Genomic DNA, 16,736 nt, shown 5'->3' on the forward strand with positions numbered 1-16,736 from the left:
GAAGTCCGTACCTCGTTCATCGTGGTGATCGGTGGAGCACCGCACCTACGGTGATCCACTACTCAAGTGTCGCCTAGCGCCCGGTCGAACGCCTGGCGTTTTCCAGGTGCTCCGTGAGCTGCTTCTGGATGCGCGCGGTCGCCTCGTCCAGCGCCTTGCGCGTACGCCGCCCGCTGCCGTCGCCCGCCTGGAACGGGTCGCCGAAGACGACGTCGATACGGCTGCGCAGCGGGGGCAGCCCCTTTATCAACCGTCCCCGCCGCTCGGAGCTTCCCAGCACCGCGACCGGGACGATCGGCGCCCCGCTGCGGACCGCGAAGTAGGCGAGCCCGGCGCGCAGCGAGGCGAAGTCGCCCCCGCCGCGGGTCCCCTCGGGGAAGATGCCGAGGACTCCCCCGTTCTGGAGCACGCCGAGCGCCCGGGTGACGGCCGTGCGGTCGGTGGACGTGCGGTCCACCTTCAGCTGGCCGATGCCCCGCAGGAAGGGGTCCAGGGGGCCGACGAACGCCTCCTTCTTGATCAGGAAGTGCGTCGGCCTGGGCGCCACGCCCATGACCATGGGCCCGTCGATGTTGTGGGAGTGGTTCACGGCGAGGATCACCGGGCCGCTTGCGGGCACCCTCCACGCGCCGAGCACGCGCGGCTTCCACAGCCCGTACATCAGCGGGACGCCGATGCGACGCCCGACTTCGGCGCTCCGCGCGGAAGGAACCTCGGTCACTTCCCGGCCCGCTTCTCCTCGACGAGGGTGACGACGCACTCGATGACCTGCTGGAGGGTGAGGTCGGTGGTGTCCACCTCGACCGCGTCGTCCGCCTTCGCCAGCGGGGACGTCTTGCGGCTGGAGTCGGCCGCGTCCCGCTTGATCAGCGCCTCACGGGTGGCGTGCAGGTCCGCGCCCTTCAGTTCGCCGTTGCGACGGGCGGCGCGTGCCTCCGGGGAGGCGGTGAGGAAGATCTTCAGGTCGGCGTCGGGCAGCACGGTCGTGCCGATGTCGCGGCCCTCGACGACCATGCCGTTCTCGGCGGAGGCGGCCAGCGAGCGCTGCAGCTCGGTGATCCGGGCGCGCACCTCGGGCACCGCGCTGACCGCGCTGACCTTGGAGGACACCTCCGGGGAGCGGATCGGCCCGGAGACGTCCGTGCCGTCCACGGAGATGGTGGGGGCCTTGGGGTCGGTGCCGGAGACGATCTCCGGCTTGCCCGCCACCGCCGCGACGGCCGTGGGGTCCGCTATGTCGATGCCGTTGTTCACCATCCACCAGGTGATCGCCCGGTACTGGGCGCCGGTGTCCAGGTAGCTGAGCCCGAGCTGTGCGGCCACAGCCTTGGACGTGCTCGACTTGCCCGTGCCGGCGGGGCCGTCGATGGCGACAATCACTGCCGGGGCGGTCCGGGCGGCGCCGTTTTCCACGGTGGGAACACCTTCCTGGTGGGGTGGGGCGGGTGGGTGGACGGGCGGGACGCGAGGGCGCCCCGCACAAGGTTACTGGCTCGCCGGGCCCGGCATGCCGGGCCTGCCCGTCACCCGGTTGCCGCAGCGCCGGGCGCGGACCCTCGGCCGGTCGTACGCCCGCCCTACTGCCTGATCAACCAGCCCCGCTCCCGCAACGCGGCGCTCAGCACCGGGGCGGCCGTCTGCTCGACCATCAGCTGGACCAGGCCCGCCTGCTGCCCCGTCGCGTGTTCGATGCGGACGTCCTCGATGTTGATCCCGGCCCTGCCCGCGTCCGCGAAGATACGGGCCAGCTGGCCGGGCTGGTCGTCGATGAGGACGGCCACGGTCTCGTACGCCCGCGGGGCGCTGCCGTGCTTGCCGGGCACCCGGACCTGCCCGGCGTTGCCGCGGCGCAGCACGTCCTCGATGCCCTCGGTCCCCTCGCGCCGCTTGGCCTCGTCGGAGGACTGCAGGGCCCGCAGGGCCTGGACGGTCTCGTCGAGGTCGGCGGCGACCTCGGAGAGCAGGTCGGCGACCGGGCCCGGGTTGGCGGACAGGATGTCGATCCACATCCGGGGGTCGGAGGCCGCGATCCGGGTCACGTCCCGGATGCCCTGCCCGCACAGCCGTACCGCCGCCTCCTCGGCGTGCTCCAGGCGCGCGGCGACCATGCTGGAGACCAGGTGGGGCATGTGCGAGACGAGCGCGACGGCCCGGTCGTGCGCATCGGCGTCCATGACGACCGGCACGGCCCGGCAGTGCGAGACCAGTTCCAGGGCGAGGTTGAGCACCTCGGTGTCGGTGTCCCGGGTCGGGGTCAGCACCCAGGGCCGCCCCTCGAAGAGGTCGCCGCTGGCCGCCAGCGGGCCCGACTTCTCGCGGCCCGACATGGGGTGTGTGCCGATGTACGAGGTCAGGTCCAGGCCGAGCGCCTCCAGCTCGCGGCGCGGTCCGCCCTTGACGCTGGCCACGTCGAGGTAACCGCGCCCGAGGCCGCGCCGCACGGCGTCGGCGAGCGCGGCGGCCACGTGGGCGGGCGGGGCGGCGACGATCACCAGGTCGACCGGGCCCTCGGGCGCCTCGTCGGTCCCGGCTCCGAGCGCGGCGGCCGTTCGGGCCTGCTCCGGGTCGTGGTCGGCGAGGTGCACGGTGACCCCGCGGGCGGCGAGCGCGAGGGCCACGGACGTGCCGATCAGCCCCGTGCCGATGACGAGTGCGGTCCTCACTGGGCGATGTCCTTGCGCAGAGCGGCGGCGGCACCGAGGTAGACATGCGCGATCTCCGCGCGCGGCTTGTCGGACTCGATGTGGGCGAGGATGCGGACGACCCGGGGCATCGCGCCCTCGATGTCCAGCTCCTGGGCGCAGATCAGCGGCACGTCGACGATGCCGAGCTTGCGGGCGGCGGCCGCCGGGAAGTCGCTGTGCAGATCGGGCGTGGCCGTGAACCAGATGCTGATCAGGTCGTCGGTGGTCAGCCCGTTGCGCTCCAGGATGGCGGTGAGCAGGGCACCGACCTGCTCGTCCATGTGCCCGGCCTCGTCCCGCTCAAGCTGAACGGCGCCACGGACCGCTCGTACCGCCACGGTGATGCTCCTTGCTGATCTACGGAAAAGGTCTGCTCACCAGCGTAGGGCACGCCCCGCGCCCCTCAGGGGCGCGGGGAACTGCGCGATCAACCACGACGAGCCCGCAGTCGCCAACCGGCGGGAGAACCCGAGCTCCCAGGCGCCCTGCGCCCCGCGGAGCATGTCGCTCTAGAGATCGACTTCCTTCATCAGCATGCCGACCTCCGTGTTGGACAACCGCCGAAGCCACCCCGACTTCTGGTCCCCCAGCGTGATCGGGCCGAAGGCCGTCCGCACGAGCTTGTCCACAGGGAACCCGGCCTCGGCGAGCATGCGCCGCACGATGTGCTTGCGCCCCTCGTGCAGGGTCACCTCGACGAGGTAGTTCTTGCCGGTCTGCTCGACCACCCGGAAGTGGTCCGCGCGCGCGTAGCCGTCCTCCAGCTGGATGCCGTCCTTCAGCCGCTTGCCGAGGTCGCGCGGGATGGGGCCGACGATGTGCGCCAGGTAGGTCTTCTTCACGCCGTACTTGGGATGGGTGAGGCGGTGTGCCAGCTCGCCGTGGTTGGTGAGCAGGATGACGCCCTCGGTCTCGGTGTCGAGCCGGCCGACGTGGAAGAGCCGGGTCTCCCGGTTGGTGACGTAGTCGCCGAGGCACTGGCGGCCCTCCGGGTCCTCCATGGTGGAGACGACACCGGCGGGCTTGTTGAGCGAGAAGAACTGGTACGACTGCGTGGCCACGGTCAGCCCGTCGACCTTGATCTCGTCCTTCCCGGGGTCGACCCGCAGGCCCTGCTCGGTGACGATCGCGCCGTTGACCTCGACCCTGGCCTGCTCGATCAGCTCCTCGCAGGCGCGCCGGGAGCCGTAGCCCGCGCGCGCGAGCACCTTCTGCAGCCGCTCGCCCTCCTGCTCGGCGCCCGGGAAGGTCTTGGGCAGCTTGAGGTCCTTCTTGCCCGCGTACCGCTCGCGGTTGCGCTCCTCGATCTGCGCCTCGTACTCGCGCGGGCGCGCCGGGGCCGTACGACCGCGCCCGCCGCGCTGCTGGGACTGCTTCGGGCCGCCCTTGGCGCCACCGCGGGCCGCGCCGCCGCGCCCGGACTTCGGGCCGTCCTGCGTGGCGCCCGGGCCGACGTCGTAGCGGCGCTCCTCGGGGCGGGGCTTGCGGGGGCGTCCCTGCCCCTGCTTCTGGTCCCTGTCGTTGCCGGCACCGCGGTAGTTACCGCGCCCGCCGCTCTTGCCGCTGCCGCTGCTTCGCATCAAAGTTCCGTCGTCGTCTTCGTCGTGTGATCGTCGTCTGCGTCCGGAGCATCGGGAGCGTCCGGGTCGAACGACGGTACGCCCTCCTGGGTCTCGGCCTCGATCGCCTCCGCCTCCGGGAGGAAGGGCGCGAGCTCCGGAAGCTCGTCCAGGCCGCGCAGGCCCATCCGCTCCAGGAAGTAGTTCGTCGTCCTGTACAGGATCGCACCTGTTTCGGGTTCCGTGCCCGCCTCTTCGACCAGACCGCGTTGGAGGAGGGTGCGCATGACCCCGTCGCAGTTCACTCCGCGCACCGCCGAGACGCGGCTGCGGCTGACCGGCTGGCGGTACGCGACCACGGCGAGGGTCTCCAGGGCGGCCTGGGTGAGGCGCGCCTGCTGCCCGTCGAGCACGAACCGCTCCACGGCGGGGGCGTACTCGGCACGGGTGTAGAAACGCCAGCCGCCCGCGACGAACCGCAGCTCGAAGCCGCGGCCCTGCACGGTGTACTCGTCCGCCAGCTCGCGCAGCGCGTCCGCGATCTGCCGGCGCGGCCGCTCCAGTATCTTCGCCAGGTTCTCCTCGGTGGCGGGCTCGTCCACGACCATGAGGACGGCCTCGAGAGCGGGCTTGAGGTCGAGGCCGGCGACGGTGTTCAGCCCTGCCGGTGCGTCGATGGTGTCCTCGCTCACGCCTTCTCCTCCTCCTTGGCCGGCTCGGGCTCCTCGGGCGGCCGGTCGAACTCGTCGGTGACCATGACGTCGGCGTCCCCGTCCCCACCGGTCCAGCGCACGACCAGCTCGCCGAGGGCGGCCTCCTGCTCCAGCGCCACGGCCTTCTCGCGGTACAGCTCCAGCAGTGCGAGGAAGCGGGCGACGACGGTGAGGGTGTCGGCGGTGTCCTCGATCAGCGCCCGGAAACTGGCCTCCCCGAGTTCCCTCAGCCGGGCCACGACGATCCCGGCCTGCTCCTGCACACTGACGAGCGGGGCGTGGATGTGGTCGACGTACACCTGCGGCTTGGGCTTGGGCTGCATCGCCTTGACGGCGAGTTTGGCGAACCCTTCGGGGCCGATGCTGATGACGACCTCGGGCAGCAGCTCGGCGTGGTGCGGCTCGAGGCCGACGGTACGGGGATACCGCCGGGCCTCGTCGTCGGTGCGCCGGCTGAAGATCTCGGCGATCTGTTTGTACGCGCGGTACTGCAGCAGCCGCGCGAACAGCAGGTCCCTGGCTTCGAGCAGCGCGAGGTCGGCCTCGTCCTCCACCTCGGCGGCGGGCAGCAGCCGCGCGGCCTTGAGGTCGAGCAGCGTGGCGGCGACGACGAGGAACTCGGTCGTCTGGTCCAGGTCCCAGTCCGGCCCCATGGCCCGGATGTGCGCCATGAACTCGTCGGTCACCTTGGACAGGGCGACCTCGGTCACGTCGAGTTTGTGCTTGGAGATCAACTGCAGGAGCAGGTCGAAGGGCCCCTCGAAGTTGTGGAGCCGGACCTTGAAGACACCGTCGCCGGGTTCGGTCTCGTCGACGGGAGGTGCGGTAGCCCCGGTCGCCTCGACCACGGCTTCCGGTTCGGACCGAGGCGGAGATTCGGGCTCGTGCCGAGGCGGAGATTGGGGCTCGTGCCGACGTTCAGGCTCGGGCTCGGGCCGAGATTCGGGCTCGGACGGAGATTCGGTCTCGGGCCGAGGCTCGGTCTCAGGCTCGGGGCGAGGCGCGGTCTTGGGCTCGGGCCGAGGCTCGGGCTCGGGGCGAGGCGCGGGCTGGGGTCGAGGCTCAGGCTCGGGGCGAGGCTCAGGCTCGGGCTGAGGCTCGGGCTCGGGCTCGGGGCGAGATTCAGGCTCGGCAGCCGGCGGTACCTCTTCGAGCGGCTCCGCCTCCTCGGCAGGCAGCGCCGGTACGACCCGTGCGGCTCCGGGGCCCCGCCCCAGCGCACGCCGACGCCCGCCGGAGCCGGGGGAGCCGGTAGCGGAAGCGGAGCCGTCGTTCGAGGTCATAGCCGTCGCAGGCTACCTCTTACCGCCCCCGGAGCCGACGTACGAGAATGCTCGCGTCCCCCCGGGACTCCAGATCCGCCAGCACCACGGCGACGGCCTCCCGCACGATCCGCCCGCGGTCCACCGCGAGCCCGTGCTCGCCCCGGAGCACCAGCCGTGCGTGCTCGAGGTCCATCAGCTCCTCGGCGGACACGTACACGGTGATCTTCTCGTCGTGCCGCTCGCGGCCGCTGGGCCGCCGCCCGGCTGCACGCCCCCGCTTGCGCTGCTCGGCCGCGGATGAGGCCGCGGAGGAACCGGCAGAACCTTCCTGCGCCGCCGCGGCGCCACGCCGCGCGGTCCGCTCCGCGGCGGTGGACCGTGCCCGGGACTCCCCGGCCTCGGCCTCCGCGACGTCTGCCGCAACGTGCTCGTCGCCCTCCCCGTCGCCGCCCTGCACGGGCACCGACGGCGGTGCGTCCTCCGCCTGGGCCGCCGGGTCGGTCTCGCCCGCGGGAGCCGGCACCCGGGCCTCGCCGTTGGCCTGGCGCCTGGGAGTGGACGCCTGGAGCGCCGTTCCCCCGGTGGTACGGAACAGTTCGTCGGCCCCCGGCAGACTCACTCGGCGTGACACCGGGCGAGCACCTCCCTGGCGAGCTGGCGGTAGGCGGCGGCACCGACGGAGTTGGAGGCGTACGTGGTGATCGGTTCACCGGCGACCGTGGTCTCCGGGAAGCGCACGGTCCGGCCGATCACCGTGTGGTAGACGTGGTCGTCGAACGCCTCGACGACCCGCGCGAGGACCTCACGGCTGTGCACGGTCCTGGAGTCGTACATCGTGGCGAGGATGCCGTCGAGTTCGAGGTCGGGGTTGAGCCGTTCCTGGACCTTCTCGATGGTCTCGGTGAGCAGCGCGACACCGCGCAACGCGAAGAACTCGCACTCCAGCGGCACGATCACCTTGTGCGCCGCGGTGAGCGCGTTCACGGTGAGCAGGCCGAGCGAGGGCTGGCAGTCGATCACGATGTAGTCGTAGTCCGGCAGCAGCGGCTTGAGCGCCCGCTGGAGCGTGGACTCGCGCGCGACCTCCGACACCAGCTGGACCTCGGCGGCCGAGAGGTCGATGTTGCTCGGCAGCAGGTCCATGTTGGGGACCGCGGTCTTCAGCAGGACCTCGTCCGCCGACATGCCCCGCTCCATGAGCAGGTTGTAGACGGTGAGGTCCAGCTCCATGGGGTTCACACCGAGTCCCACGGACAGCGCGCCCTGCGGGTCGAAGTCGACGAGCAGCACCCGGCGCCCGTACTCCGCGAGCGCGGCACCCAGGTTGATGGTCGACGTGGTCTTGCCGACGCCGCCCTTCTGGTTGCACATCGCGATGATCGTGGCCGGGCCGTGGTCGGTCAGCGGTCCGGGGATCGGGAAGTACGGCAGTGGGCGGCCGGTGGGCCCGATGCGCTCACGGCGCTGCCGGGCCGCGTCGGGCGCGAGCGTGGCCGCGTACTCGGGATCGGGCTCGTATTCGGCGTCGGGGTCGTAGAAGTGCCCCTCGGGCAGCTCTTCGTAGTCGGCGAAGTGGTTGTGGACTCCGCCACTTCCGTCGCCGGACATGGCGTTCACGTGTTGGCCATCCATGCTCTGGTGTGCTGTCTGAGCCATGTGGGGGCTCTGGCTCTGGTGGGCTGCGAAGGTACGGACAGCGACGGAGCCGACAGCCTCGAGCCCCGTGGGGCCCGTGCCCCGCGCAGGCATTCCTGGTTGACCACCCCCGGGAGTAAATGTCGACTCATTCACAAGTCGTCTTACCTCCTTGGTGACCAGGAAACTTCTAGATAGGTCAGCGTGGCACCATGCCGACGGTTGGCGACTCTATGGCGTGTCGGCGGTCCGCAGCAACACAATCCGCCGGACCCGGATCGATGTGTCGGCAATGAAACATCCCGCTGTCAAGGGCGTCCGGGCGTCGTTCGCCCGGTTTCACCGGTGTGCGAAACGGTGGAAGGGTTGCGTTCGAGGCGACTTGAACGAGTGTCGCAAAGTGACCATACACACATCCGGCCGGACCTTGTCGGGCAAGGTCCGGCCGGATGAGCGGTGTTGACGAGGCGTGTTGACCTATCGCCTTGTGGGCACGGGAAATCGAACCCGCACCAGTGGCCGGCCTGGCGAGGAACTAGCCGAGCAGGGATTCCAGCTCGACGTGCTCCAGGCCGTGTGCCTCGGCGACCTCCTTGTAAACCACCTTGCCATCATGGGTGTTGAGCCCCTTGGCCAGCGCGGCGTCGCGGCGCAGGGCCTCGACCCAGCCGCGGTCGGCGAGTTCCACGATGTAGGGCAGCGTGGCGTTGGTCAGCGCGTAGGTGGAGGTGTTGGGGACGGCGCCGGGCATGTTGGCGACGCAGTAGAAGACCGACTCGTGGACCCTGAAGGTCGGCTCCGCGTGCGTGGTCGGGCGCGAGTCCTCGAAGCAGCCGCCCTGGTCGATCGCGATGTCGACAAGGACACTTCCGGGCTTCATCCGGGAGACCAGCTCGTTGGTGACCAGCTTGGGGGCCTTGGCGCCCGGGATGAGGACGGCGCCGATGACGAGGTCGGCGTCGAGGCAGGCCTTCTCCAGCTCGAAGGCGTTGGAGACGACGGTCTGGATCTTCGTGCCGAAGATCTTGTCGGCTTCCTTGAGCTTGTTGATGTCCCTGTCGAGCAGGGTGACGTGGAAGCCCATGCCGATGGCGATCTGCGCGGCGTTCCAGCCCGACACGCCGCCGCCGATGACGACGGCCTTGGCGGCGGGCACACCCGGGACGCCGCCGGGCAGCACGCCGCGGCCGCCGTTGGCGGCCATGAGGTGGTAGGCGCCGACCTGCGGGGCGAGCCGGCCCGCGACCTCGGACATGGGGGCGAGCAGCGGGAGCGCCCGGTTCGACAGCTCGACCGTCTCGTAGGCGATCGCCGTGGTGCCGGACTCGAGCAGCGCCTCCGTGCACTCCTTGGAGGCGGCCAGGTGCAGGTAGGTGAAGAGCGTCTGGTCCTTGCGCAGGCGGTGGTACTCCTCGGCGATGGGCTCCTTGACCTTCAGCAGCAGGTCGGCGGTGGCCCACACCTCGTCGGCGGTGTCCAGGATCTGTGCGCCTGCGGCGATGTACTCCTCGTCCGGGATCGAGGAGCCGACACCGGCGTTCCGCTCGACGACGACCTGGTGGCCGTGGCGCACCAGCTCGTGCACGCCGGCGGGGGTGATGGCCACCCGGAACTCGTTGTTCTTGACCTCGCGGGGGATGCCGACCTTCACGTCGATCACGGTCCTTGGCTCAGGGAATGTGGGGGCATTGCAAGACATACCCGGACGCACAGGAGCACACCGGGAGACACCGCAGGAGAACGTGCGGCGAAGCCAGTTTAATGAAGGTGTTCCCGCTGTCTAGCCTTTCATTGCATCAATCTTCAGCGGATGTACTACGGATTTCGCAGGCGTTAGCGGTGTGTTCCGGGGGCATCGGGCCTTCCTGCGCACCGTCTCCCAGCATGCGCTCGGCCGCCGACCGGTGCAGGGCGGCGGCCGCCGGGTCGCCGAGACGTTCCAGGGTGTCGGCGACCCGGAGCCGGAGCGCCGCCTGCAGCCGGGCGTCGTCGGCCTGCCGCGCCCACTCGACGGCCTCCTCGCAGGTGCGCAGCGACTCCTCGGGGCGTCCGGCGTACTCCTGGACACGGGCCAGTTCGCTCAACGCCCGGGCGTGCGCGGCCACATCGCCGCTCCTGCGGTGCAGAGCGATCGCCGCGCGCCAGTTGCGCTGCGCCTCGCCGTAGCGGCCGGCGTAGGTCTGGACGGTGGCGAGGCGGCCGTACAGGCGGGCGGCCTCCGCGCGCTCGTCGCGGGCGAGGCGATGGGACAGGGCCCTGCCGTACCAGTCGGCCGCCCGGTCGAAGTCCCCGATCTCCTGGTGGGCGCCGCCTACGGATTCCATCGCGCGGCCGGTCGCATACGGGTCGTTGCCGGCCCGTCCGGCGTCCAGCGCGGCCCGGTAGCGGGCCAGTGCCTCCCTCGTACGGCCGGTCCGCGCGTCCACGTCGGCGAGGTTCAGCAGGGCCGCCGCCTTCTCTCGGTGCAGTCCGCGGCGCTCGGCGACATCGAGGACGAGCCGGTGGATGCCGTACAGCTCGGGCGCGGCCGCCCGGGTGCCGAAGTGGGCGACCAGGGCCCGCACCAGCGCGGCCATCAGACGCCGGGCGAGGGTGTCCAGCTCGCCGTCGGCGACCGCGAGCCGGGCCGACGCCAGCAGCGCGGGCTGCCGCAGGCGCAGCCAGTCCTCGGCCGCTCGGGGGCTCGCGAAGCGCAACTCGCGGGGCAGCCCTGCGAGCTTCTCGCGCGCCTCGGGGCTGTCGGTCTCGGTGATCACCCGGCAGGACTGCAGCAGCCGTACCGTCCGCTCCAGCATCCGGGCGCGGGCCAGCTGCAGCTCGGCCGGACGGTCGTGACGCTCGGCGAGCGCGCGCAGCAGGGGCAGCAGGCAGCCCGGGACCTCGTACTGCGGCAGTGGTGTCCCAAGGTGCCGCAGGAAGCCGCGCTCCGCGAAATCGTCGAGGGCGGCGCGGGCCGTGTCGACGGGGCAGCCGGCCAGCGCGGAGGCGGTGTGCGGATCGGGCAGGCCGGCGGGGGCCAGGCACAGCAGCCGCAGCATCCGCTGGGCGGAGCCCGGCAGCGCCTCGTAGGAAAGCCGGAAAGCGCGGGCGAGGGGCGGCCCGTCCTCGGCACCGGTGCGCAGGTGCCGGGCGAGGTCGGCGACGGCGGCCTTGGGTTGGGCGGCCAGCCAGCCCCCGGCGAGGACCAGCGCGGCGGGCTGGCCCGCGCACTCCTCGACGAGCCCCTCGGCGGCACGCGGGTCGACGGTGACGCGCACGGAGCCGGCGTACCGGGTGAGCAGCTCCAGGGCGGCCTTGGTGTCGAGGCCGCCGAGGGTGCAGGGGCGCACGTCCGCGATCCCGGTCAGGGGGCCCTGGGCGACGGCGACGACGAGGCAGTCGGGCGTGTCCGGCAGCACCGCGTCCACCTGCTCGGCGGACACGGCGTCGTCGAGCAGCAGCAGCGCTCGGCGCCCCACGAGGGCCTCACGCACCGCCTGGCCCAGCTCGTCCTCGTCGGCCCCGGGCGGGGTGGGCACACCGAGGGCGGTCAGCAGCTCGCGGGCGGTGCGCTCGGTGGGGACGGGGGTGCCGTCGGGCTCGCTGAGGCGGGCGCGCAGCACGCCGTCCGGGTAGCCGTCCGCGACCTGGCGCGCCAGTTCCTCGGCGAGCGCGGTGCGGCCGTAGCCGGGGCGGCCTGCGACGAGCAGCACGCGGGCGCGGGGTGCCTTGCGTCCGGAGAGGGTGTCCAGGCCCGCGCGCTGGATGTCGGCACGGAGTTCCTTCAACTCCCGTGTGCGGCCGAGGAACCGACCGTGGCCGACGACGGGACGCGGATCGCTGTCCGACCGCACGCCACCGTCTGTGTCCACCGCCTGATCCGTCACGGGCCACGCTCCCGTCCACTGCGCACACGGGCCCGCCGAGCCTCGGGCGGGTCGCTGTCAGAGCCTAGTTGACGCTCTGCGACGATCCCGGCGGAGCACGGCGGACGGGTCCCTCGATCGGATCAGGCGATCGTACGACCGGTGGTGATTTTTCAGCCCGCTCGGGGCGCCACGGCTCGAACCGGCTCCCGGCCCGCATCCCCTCGACACCCCGTCCGGGGGCGAAGGGGCGGAGCCCCCGAGGACGGTGTCCGAACCGGAGGCGTCACGCCTGGAACGGCCGGGCCGGCCACGGGGCCTCGGCCGGGCGCAGGGCGTCCAGGCCTTCGCCGGTCCGCGCGGCGACCAGCGACAGCACGCCGACGACGAGGCAGTTGTTGTGGAGGTCGCCCGCCAGGACGCCCCGCACGAGGTCCGCCACCGGCACCCGGGCCAGCTCCATGTCGGCCTCCTCGTCCTCCACCTCGAAGCGCTGCCCGTCGGCCTCGGACAGGTCGCGGGCGAGGAAGATGCGCACGGCCTCGTCGCAGCCTCCTGGGGTGGTGTAGACGTCGGCCAGCACGCGCCAGTCCTCGGCCTTGACGTGCGCCTCCTCGTACAGCTCGCGCTGGGCGGCGTGCAGCGGGTTCTCGCCGGGGACGTCGAGCAGGCCGGCCGGGATCTCCCACAGCTTCTGGCGCACCGGGTGGCGGTACTGCCGGATGACCAGCACCCGGTCCTGGGCGTCCAGGGCGAGGACGGCCACCGATCCGGGGTGGACCTGGTAGTCGCGGCGCGCCACCGAGCCGTCCGGCATGACCACGTCGTCGGTGCGGACAGAGGTCTTGTTGCCGACGAACGGGGTCTCGCTCGCCCGGATCTCCCACTCCTCGGCGGTGTCCTTGATCGTCGCCATGTCGCCCTGTTCCTCCCACACCTCGCACGAACCGGGGTACGCCTCCGTGAGGACGCGTACCCCGGCCACCGTACAGGCCCCGTCTTACTTGCCGTTCTTCCCGTTCTTGCGTTCCACGGCCGCCTTCACCAGGCCCGCGAACAGCGGGTGCGGGCGGGTTGGGCGGGAGCGCAGCTCGGGGTGCGCCTGGGTCGCCACCAGGTAGGGGTGCACTTCGCGCGGGTACTCCACGTACTCCACGAGCTTGCCGTCGGGCGACGTCCCGGAGAACACGATGCCCGCCTTCTTCTCCAGCTCGGCGCGGTAGGCGTTGTTCACCTCGTAGCGGTGGCGGTGGCGCTCCTCGACGTACTCCTTGCCGTCGTAGACCTCGCGCACGATCGAGCCCTCGGCGAGCTTGGCCGGGTACATGCCGAGCCGCATCGTTCCGCCCATGTCGCCCTCGCCCGCGACGATGTCGAGCTGCTCGGCCATGGTGGAGATGACCGGGTGGGCGGTGGCGGCGTCGAACTCGGTGGAGTTCGCGTCGGGGATGCCGGCCAGGTTGCGCGCGGCCTCGATCACGATGCACTGCAGGCCGAGGCAGAGGCCGAGCAGCGGGATCTTGTTCTCACGGGCGTACTGGATGGCGCCGACCTTGCCGGACACGCCCCGGTCGCCGAAGCCGCCCGGGATGCAGATCGCGTCCACGTCGGACAGCTGCTTCTTGGCGCCCGCCGGGGTCTTGCAGTCGTCCGAGGTGACCCACTTGATCTTCACCCGGGCCTTGTTGGCGAAGCCGCCCGCGCGCAGCGCCTCGGTCACCGAGAGGTAGGCGTCGGGCAGGTCGATGTACTTGCCGACCAGGGCGAGGGTGACCTCGTTCTCGGGGTTGTGGACGCGGTCGAGCAGGTCGTCCCAGGTCGTCCAGTCGACGTCGCGGAAGGGCAGGTCCAGCTTGCGGACGACGTAGGCGTCCAGGCCCTCGCCGTGCACGGTCTTCGGGATGTCGTAGATCGAGCGGGCGTCCGGGCAGGCGACGACGGCGGCCTCGTCGACGTCGCACATCAGGGAGATCTTGCGCTTGATCGCGGTGGGGACCTCGCGGTCGCAGCGCAGGACGATCGCGTCCGGCTGGATACCGATGTTGCGCAGCGCGGCCACCGAGTGCTGGGTCGGCTTGGTCTTCAGCTCGCCGGAGGGGCCGATGTAGGGCAGCAGCGAGATGTGCACCACGAAGACGTTGTCGCGGCCGACCTCGTGGCGGACCTGGCGGACGGTCTCCAGGAACGGCAGCGACTCGATGTCGCCGACCGTGCCGCCCACCTCGGTGATCACGACGTCCACCTCGTCGGTGGCCATACGCCGGATGCGGTGCTTGATCTCGTTGGTGATGTGCGGGATGACCTGCACGGTGTCGCCCAGGTACTCGCCGCGCCGCTCCTTGGCGATCACCGTCGAGTAGACCTGCCCGGTGGTGACGTTCGCCGATCCGTCCAGGTCGCGGTCGAGGAAGCGTTCGTAGTGCCCGATGTCCAGGTCGGTCTCGGCGCCGTCGTTGGTGACGAACACCTCACCGTGCTGGAACGGGTTCATCGTGCCCGGGTCGACGTTCAGGTACGGGTCGAGCTTCTGCATCACGACCCGCAGGCCCCGGGCCTTGAGCAGCATGCCGAGGCTGGAGGCGGTCAGACCCTTGCCGAGCGAGGAGGCGACACCCCCGGTGACGAAGATGTGCTTGGTCGTCGTGGCTGTGCTGTTTCGAAAAGCAGCGGGCGGCATGGCCAAGAGGGGGCTCCCGTGGTCGCGGTCTGGGGTGCGGTACGGCTGGTCCTCGAAGTATTTTTTTCGGGGGTGCCGTCGCTGCGGTTCGGGGGTTTCGAGCCCACCGGTCCACGGGCTACCAGCGTATCAGCGCCACGAGGGGACTGCTTCCGGCCACGCTCCGCGCATGTGTCACCACGGACGCGCGAACCTTAAGAGGTTTTCACCGGGGTTTCACCCGCGGCTCACTCGTTCGGGGCAGTCCGGTTGCCCGGCGGGGCACGCGGATCATGGACCTGCGTCGTATCCTGCTCGGACACTCTCTGCCGAGCGCTCCCGGAAAACGGCACCACCCCCGCCGGTCCCCGGAACAACAAGAGCTCGTCAGTTCGTTGAACATCGACTGCATCATTTTCGAATGGGTCGGTGAACAACGCCGTTTCTCATGACCCCCATGACCGCACAGAGCGACCGCCCCTCGGGGCGACGTGGCCGTTCGACTGGAGTTGCATTGGCCGGGCGCATCGAAGACTACGCACTCATCGGAGACATGCAGACCGCGGCGCTGGTCTGCCGGGACGGCACCGTGGACTGGCTGTGCCTGCCCCGCTTCGATTCCCATGCCGTCTTCGCGGGACTGCTCGGCTCGGAGGAGCACGGCTTCTGGCGGCTGGGTCCGGCGCACGCGTCGGACGCCGAGCCGCCGAGGGCGACCCGGCGCACGTACCGCGGCGAGTCGCTGATCCTGGAGTCCGAGTGGGACACCCCGCGCGGCACGGTCCGGGTCATCGACCTCATGCCGCCGCGTGACGGCGCCCCCCAGCTGATCCGGATCGTCGAGGGCGTCACGGGCCGGGTGCCGATGCGGTCGGCGCTGCGCATGCGCTTCTCCTACGGGCGCATCGTGCCCTGGGTGCACAAGCACGAGGGCCGCACGGTGGCCGTCGCCGGGCCGGACTCCGTGTGGTTCGACACAGAGGCCGAGACGTACGGCAAGGGTCTGACCACGTACGCGGACTTCACGGTCGCGCCGGGTGACCGGATCGGGTTCACGATCTCCTGGCAGCCCTCGCACAAGGAGCCGCCGCCGCTGCCCGAGCCCGAGCAGTCGCTGGAGGCGACCGAGGACTTCTGGCGCGACTGGGTGGAGCACTGTACGTACCACGGCCCCTACCGCGAGGCCGTCATCCGCTCGCTGATCACCCTGAAGGCCCTGACGTACGCGCCGACCGGCGGCATCGTGGCCGCGCCCACGACGTCGCTGCCGGAGGAGATCGGCGGCGTGCGCAACTGGGACTACCGCTACACCTGGCTGCGGGACGCGGCGATCACCCTGTCGTCGCTGCTGCGCACCGGCTACCGCGAGGAGGCGCGCGCCTGGCGCGAGTGGCTGCTGCGGGCCGTGGCCGGCGACCCCGAGAACCTGCAGATCATGTACGGCATCGCGGGCGAGCGGGAGCTGGGCGAGGCGGAGCTGGACTGGCTGCCCGGCTACGAGAACTCGGCCCCGGTGCGCGTCGGCAACGGCGCCGCACACCAACTGCAGCTGGACGTGTACGGAGAGGTCACCGAGGCCCTGCACCTGGCCCACATGACCGGGCTCGCCCGCAACGACTACGCCTCCCTGCTCCAGCTGAAGCTGATCCGCTACCTCGAGCAGCACTGGGACGAGCCGGACGAGGGCATCTGGGAGGTGCGCGGCCCGCGCCGGCACTTCGTGCACTCCAAGGTGATGGCCTGGGTGGCGGTGGACCGCACGATCAAGCTGATCGAGTCCGGTGACGCGGACGGACCGCTGGAGAAGTGGCGTGAGCTGCGCGACGACATCCACCGGGACGTGTGCGAAAAGGGCTACGACAAGGAGCGCAACACCTTCACTCAGTCCTACGGCTCCAAGGAGCTGGACGCCTCGCTGCTGCTGATCCCGCAGATGGGCTTCCTGCCGCCGGACGACAAGCGGGTGATCGGCACGATCGAGGCGATCCAGCGGGAGCTGTCCACCTCGGACGGCTTCATCCTGCGCTACCCGACCTCCGGCGAGGAGGAGGGCGTGGACGGCCTGCCGGGCGACGAGGGCGCCTTCCTGGCCTGCTCGTTCTGGATGGCCGACGACCTGGCGATGATCGGCCGCGTGGACGAGGCCCGCAAGCTGTTCGAGAAGCTGCTGGCACTGCGCAACGACGTGGGGCTGCTCGCGGAGGAGTGGGACCCGCGCCTGAAGCGCCAGGTCGGCAACTTCCCGCAGGCGTTCAGCCACGTGCCGCTGATCGACACGGCACTGCGGCTGACGGCTTCCGGGGCGTACGGGGGCTGAGTGATTGCCCCTCTTCGAGGGGGACCCGGGCGGTCTTCGACATCACCGGGCTCGCCGATCTT

General features: G+C 71.2%; 14 protein-coding genes. 1 reads left to right on the forward strand and 13 read right to left on the reverse strand.

Annotated features, from left to right (window positions below; all coding sequences use genetic code 11):
• Positions 1 to 73: 73 nt before the first annotated feature.
• From N8I84_RS09715 to N8I84_RS09775, 13 genes are all read right to left on the reverse strand, one after another.
• Positions 74 to 721 (reverse strand): lysophospholipid acyltransferase family protein, encoded by a 648-nt coding sequence (locus N8I84_RS09715; protein ID WP_263229151.1) that lies wholly within the window; start codon positions 719 to 721, stop codon positions 74 to 76.
• Positions 718 to 1,413: a (d)CMP kinase gene (gene cmk, locus N8I84_RS09720; protein ID WP_263229152.1), complete on the reverse strand. Its 696-nt coding sequence runs from the start codon at positions 1,411 to 1,413 to the stop codon at positions 718 to 720. The genes N8I84_RS09715 and cmk overlap by 4 nt, the downstream gene beginning before the upstream one ends.
• A gap of 164 nt (positions 1,414 to 1,577) precedes the next feature.
• Complete coding sequence (locus N8I84_RS09725; protein ID WP_263229153.1) at positions 1,578 to 2,663, reverse strand: prephenate dehydrogenase; 1,086 nt, start codon at positions 2,661 to 2,663, stop codon at positions 1,578 to 1,580.
• On the reverse strand, positions 2,660 to 3,022 hold the full coding sequence (gene aroH, locus N8I84_RS09730) for a chorismate mutase (RefSeq protein ID WP_263229154.1): 363 nt from the start codon (positions 3,020 to 3,022) through the stop codon (positions 2,660 to 2,662). The genes N8I84_RS09725 and aroH overlap by 4 nt, the downstream gene beginning before the upstream one ends.
• A gap of 171 nt (positions 3,023 to 3,193) precedes the next feature.
• The gene (locus N8I84_RS09735) at positions 3,194 to 4,264 is read right to left on the reverse strand and encodes a pseudouridine synthase (protein WP_263229155.1); all 1,071 of its coding nucleotides are present in this window, start codon (positions 4,262 to 4,264) and stop codon (positions 3,194 to 3,196) included.
• Positions 4,264 to 4,935 (reverse strand): SMC-Scp complex subunit ScpB, encoded by a 672-nt coding sequence (gene scpB, locus N8I84_RS09740; protein WP_263229156.1) that lies wholly within the window; start codon positions 4,933 to 4,935, stop codon positions 4,264 to 4,266. The genes N8I84_RS09735 and scpB overlap by 1 nt, the downstream gene beginning before the upstream one ends.
• Complete coding sequence (locus tag N8I84_RS09745; protein WP_263229157.1) at positions 4,932 to 6,239, reverse strand: segregation and condensation protein A; 1,308 nt, start codon at positions 6,237 to 6,239, stop codon at positions 4,932 to 4,934. The genes scpB and N8I84_RS09745 overlap by 4 nt, the downstream gene beginning before the upstream one ends.
• Positions 6,240 to 6,258: 19 nt before the next feature.
• Entirely contained in the window at positions 6,259 to 6,852 is a 594-nt protein-coding gene (locus N8I84_RS09750) for a hypothetical protein (RefSeq protein ID WP_263229158.1), read from the reverse strand.
• Positions 6,837 to 7,970 (reverse strand): ParA family protein, encoded by a 1,134-nt coding sequence (locus tag N8I84_RS09755; RefSeq protein WP_103840758.1) that lies wholly within the window; start codon positions 7,968 to 7,970, stop codon positions 6,837 to 6,839. Before N8I84_RS09755 ends, N8I84_RS09750 begins: the two co-directional genes overlap by 16 nt.
• Before the next feature lie 421 nt (positions 7,971 to 8,391).
• The gene (ald, locus tag N8I84_RS09760; protein ID WP_263229159.1) at positions 8,392 to 9,516 is read right to left on the reverse strand and encodes an alanine dehydrogenase; all 1,125 of its coding nucleotides are present in this window, start codon (positions 9,514 to 9,516) and stop codon (positions 8,392 to 8,394) included.
• Positions 9,517 to 9,652: 136 nt separating this feature from the next.
• A complete protein-coding gene (locus tag N8I84_RS09765) occupies positions 9,653 to 11,722 on the reverse strand; it encodes a tetratricopeptide repeat protein (protein WP_263229160.1) in 2,070 nt (689 codons plus the stop codon).
• A 265-nt stretch (positions 11,723 to 11,987) separates the two neighbouring features.
• Entirely contained in the window at positions 11,988 to 12,617 is a 630-nt protein-coding gene (locus tag N8I84_RS09770; RefSeq protein WP_103840763.1) for an NUDIX domain-containing protein, read from the reverse strand.
• A gap of 84 nt (positions 12,618 to 12,701) precedes the next feature.
• On the reverse strand, positions 12,702 to 14,378 hold the full coding sequence (locus N8I84_RS09775; RefSeq protein ID WP_263234715.1) for a CTP synthase: 1,677 nt from the start codon (positions 14,376 to 14,378) through the stop codon (positions 12,702 to 12,704).
• A 493-nt stretch (positions 14,379 to 14,871) separates the two neighbouring features.
• Here N8I84_RS09775 and N8I84_RS09780 point away from each other — a divergent pair, with 493 nt between their 5' ends.
• The gene (locus N8I84_RS09780; protein WP_263234716.1) at positions 14,872 to 16,674 is read left to right on the forward strand and encodes a glycoside hydrolase family 15 protein; all 1,803 of its coding nucleotides are present in this window, start codon (positions 14,872 to 14,874) and stop codon (positions 16,672 to 16,674) included.
• Positions 16,675 to 16,736: the final 62 nt, after the last annotated feature.

Source organism: Streptomyces cynarae, assembly GCF_025642135.1.
GTDB lineage: Bacteria > Actinomycetota > Actinomycetes > Streptomycetales > Streptomycetaceae > Streptomyces > Streptomyces cynarae.

What these genes read in the sequence shown, in the direction of transcription:
- N8I84_RS09735 (WP_263229155.1), bottom strand. Translation starts at nt 4,264, where the DNA reads ATGCGAAGCAGCGGCAGCGGCAAGAGCGGCGGGCGCGGTAACTACCGC.
- N8I84_RS09745 (WP_263229157.1), bottom strand. Translation starts at nt 6,239, where the DNA reads ATGACCTCGAACGACGGCTCCGCTTCCGCTACCGGCTCCCCCGGCTCC.
- N8I84_RS09755 (WP_103840758.1), bottom strand. Translation starts at nt 7,970, where the DNA reads ATGCCTGCGCGGGGCACGGGCCCCACGGGGCTCGAGGCTGTCGGCTCC.
- N8I84_RS09770 (WP_103840763.1), bottom strand. Translation starts at nt 12,617, where the DNA reads ATGGCGACGATCAAGGACACCGCCGAGGAGTGGGAGATCCGGGCGAGC.
- N8I84_RS09775 (WP_263234715.1), bottom strand. Translation starts at nt 14,378, where the DNA reads ATGCCGCCCGCTGCTTTTCGAAACAGCACAGCCACGACGACCAAGCAC.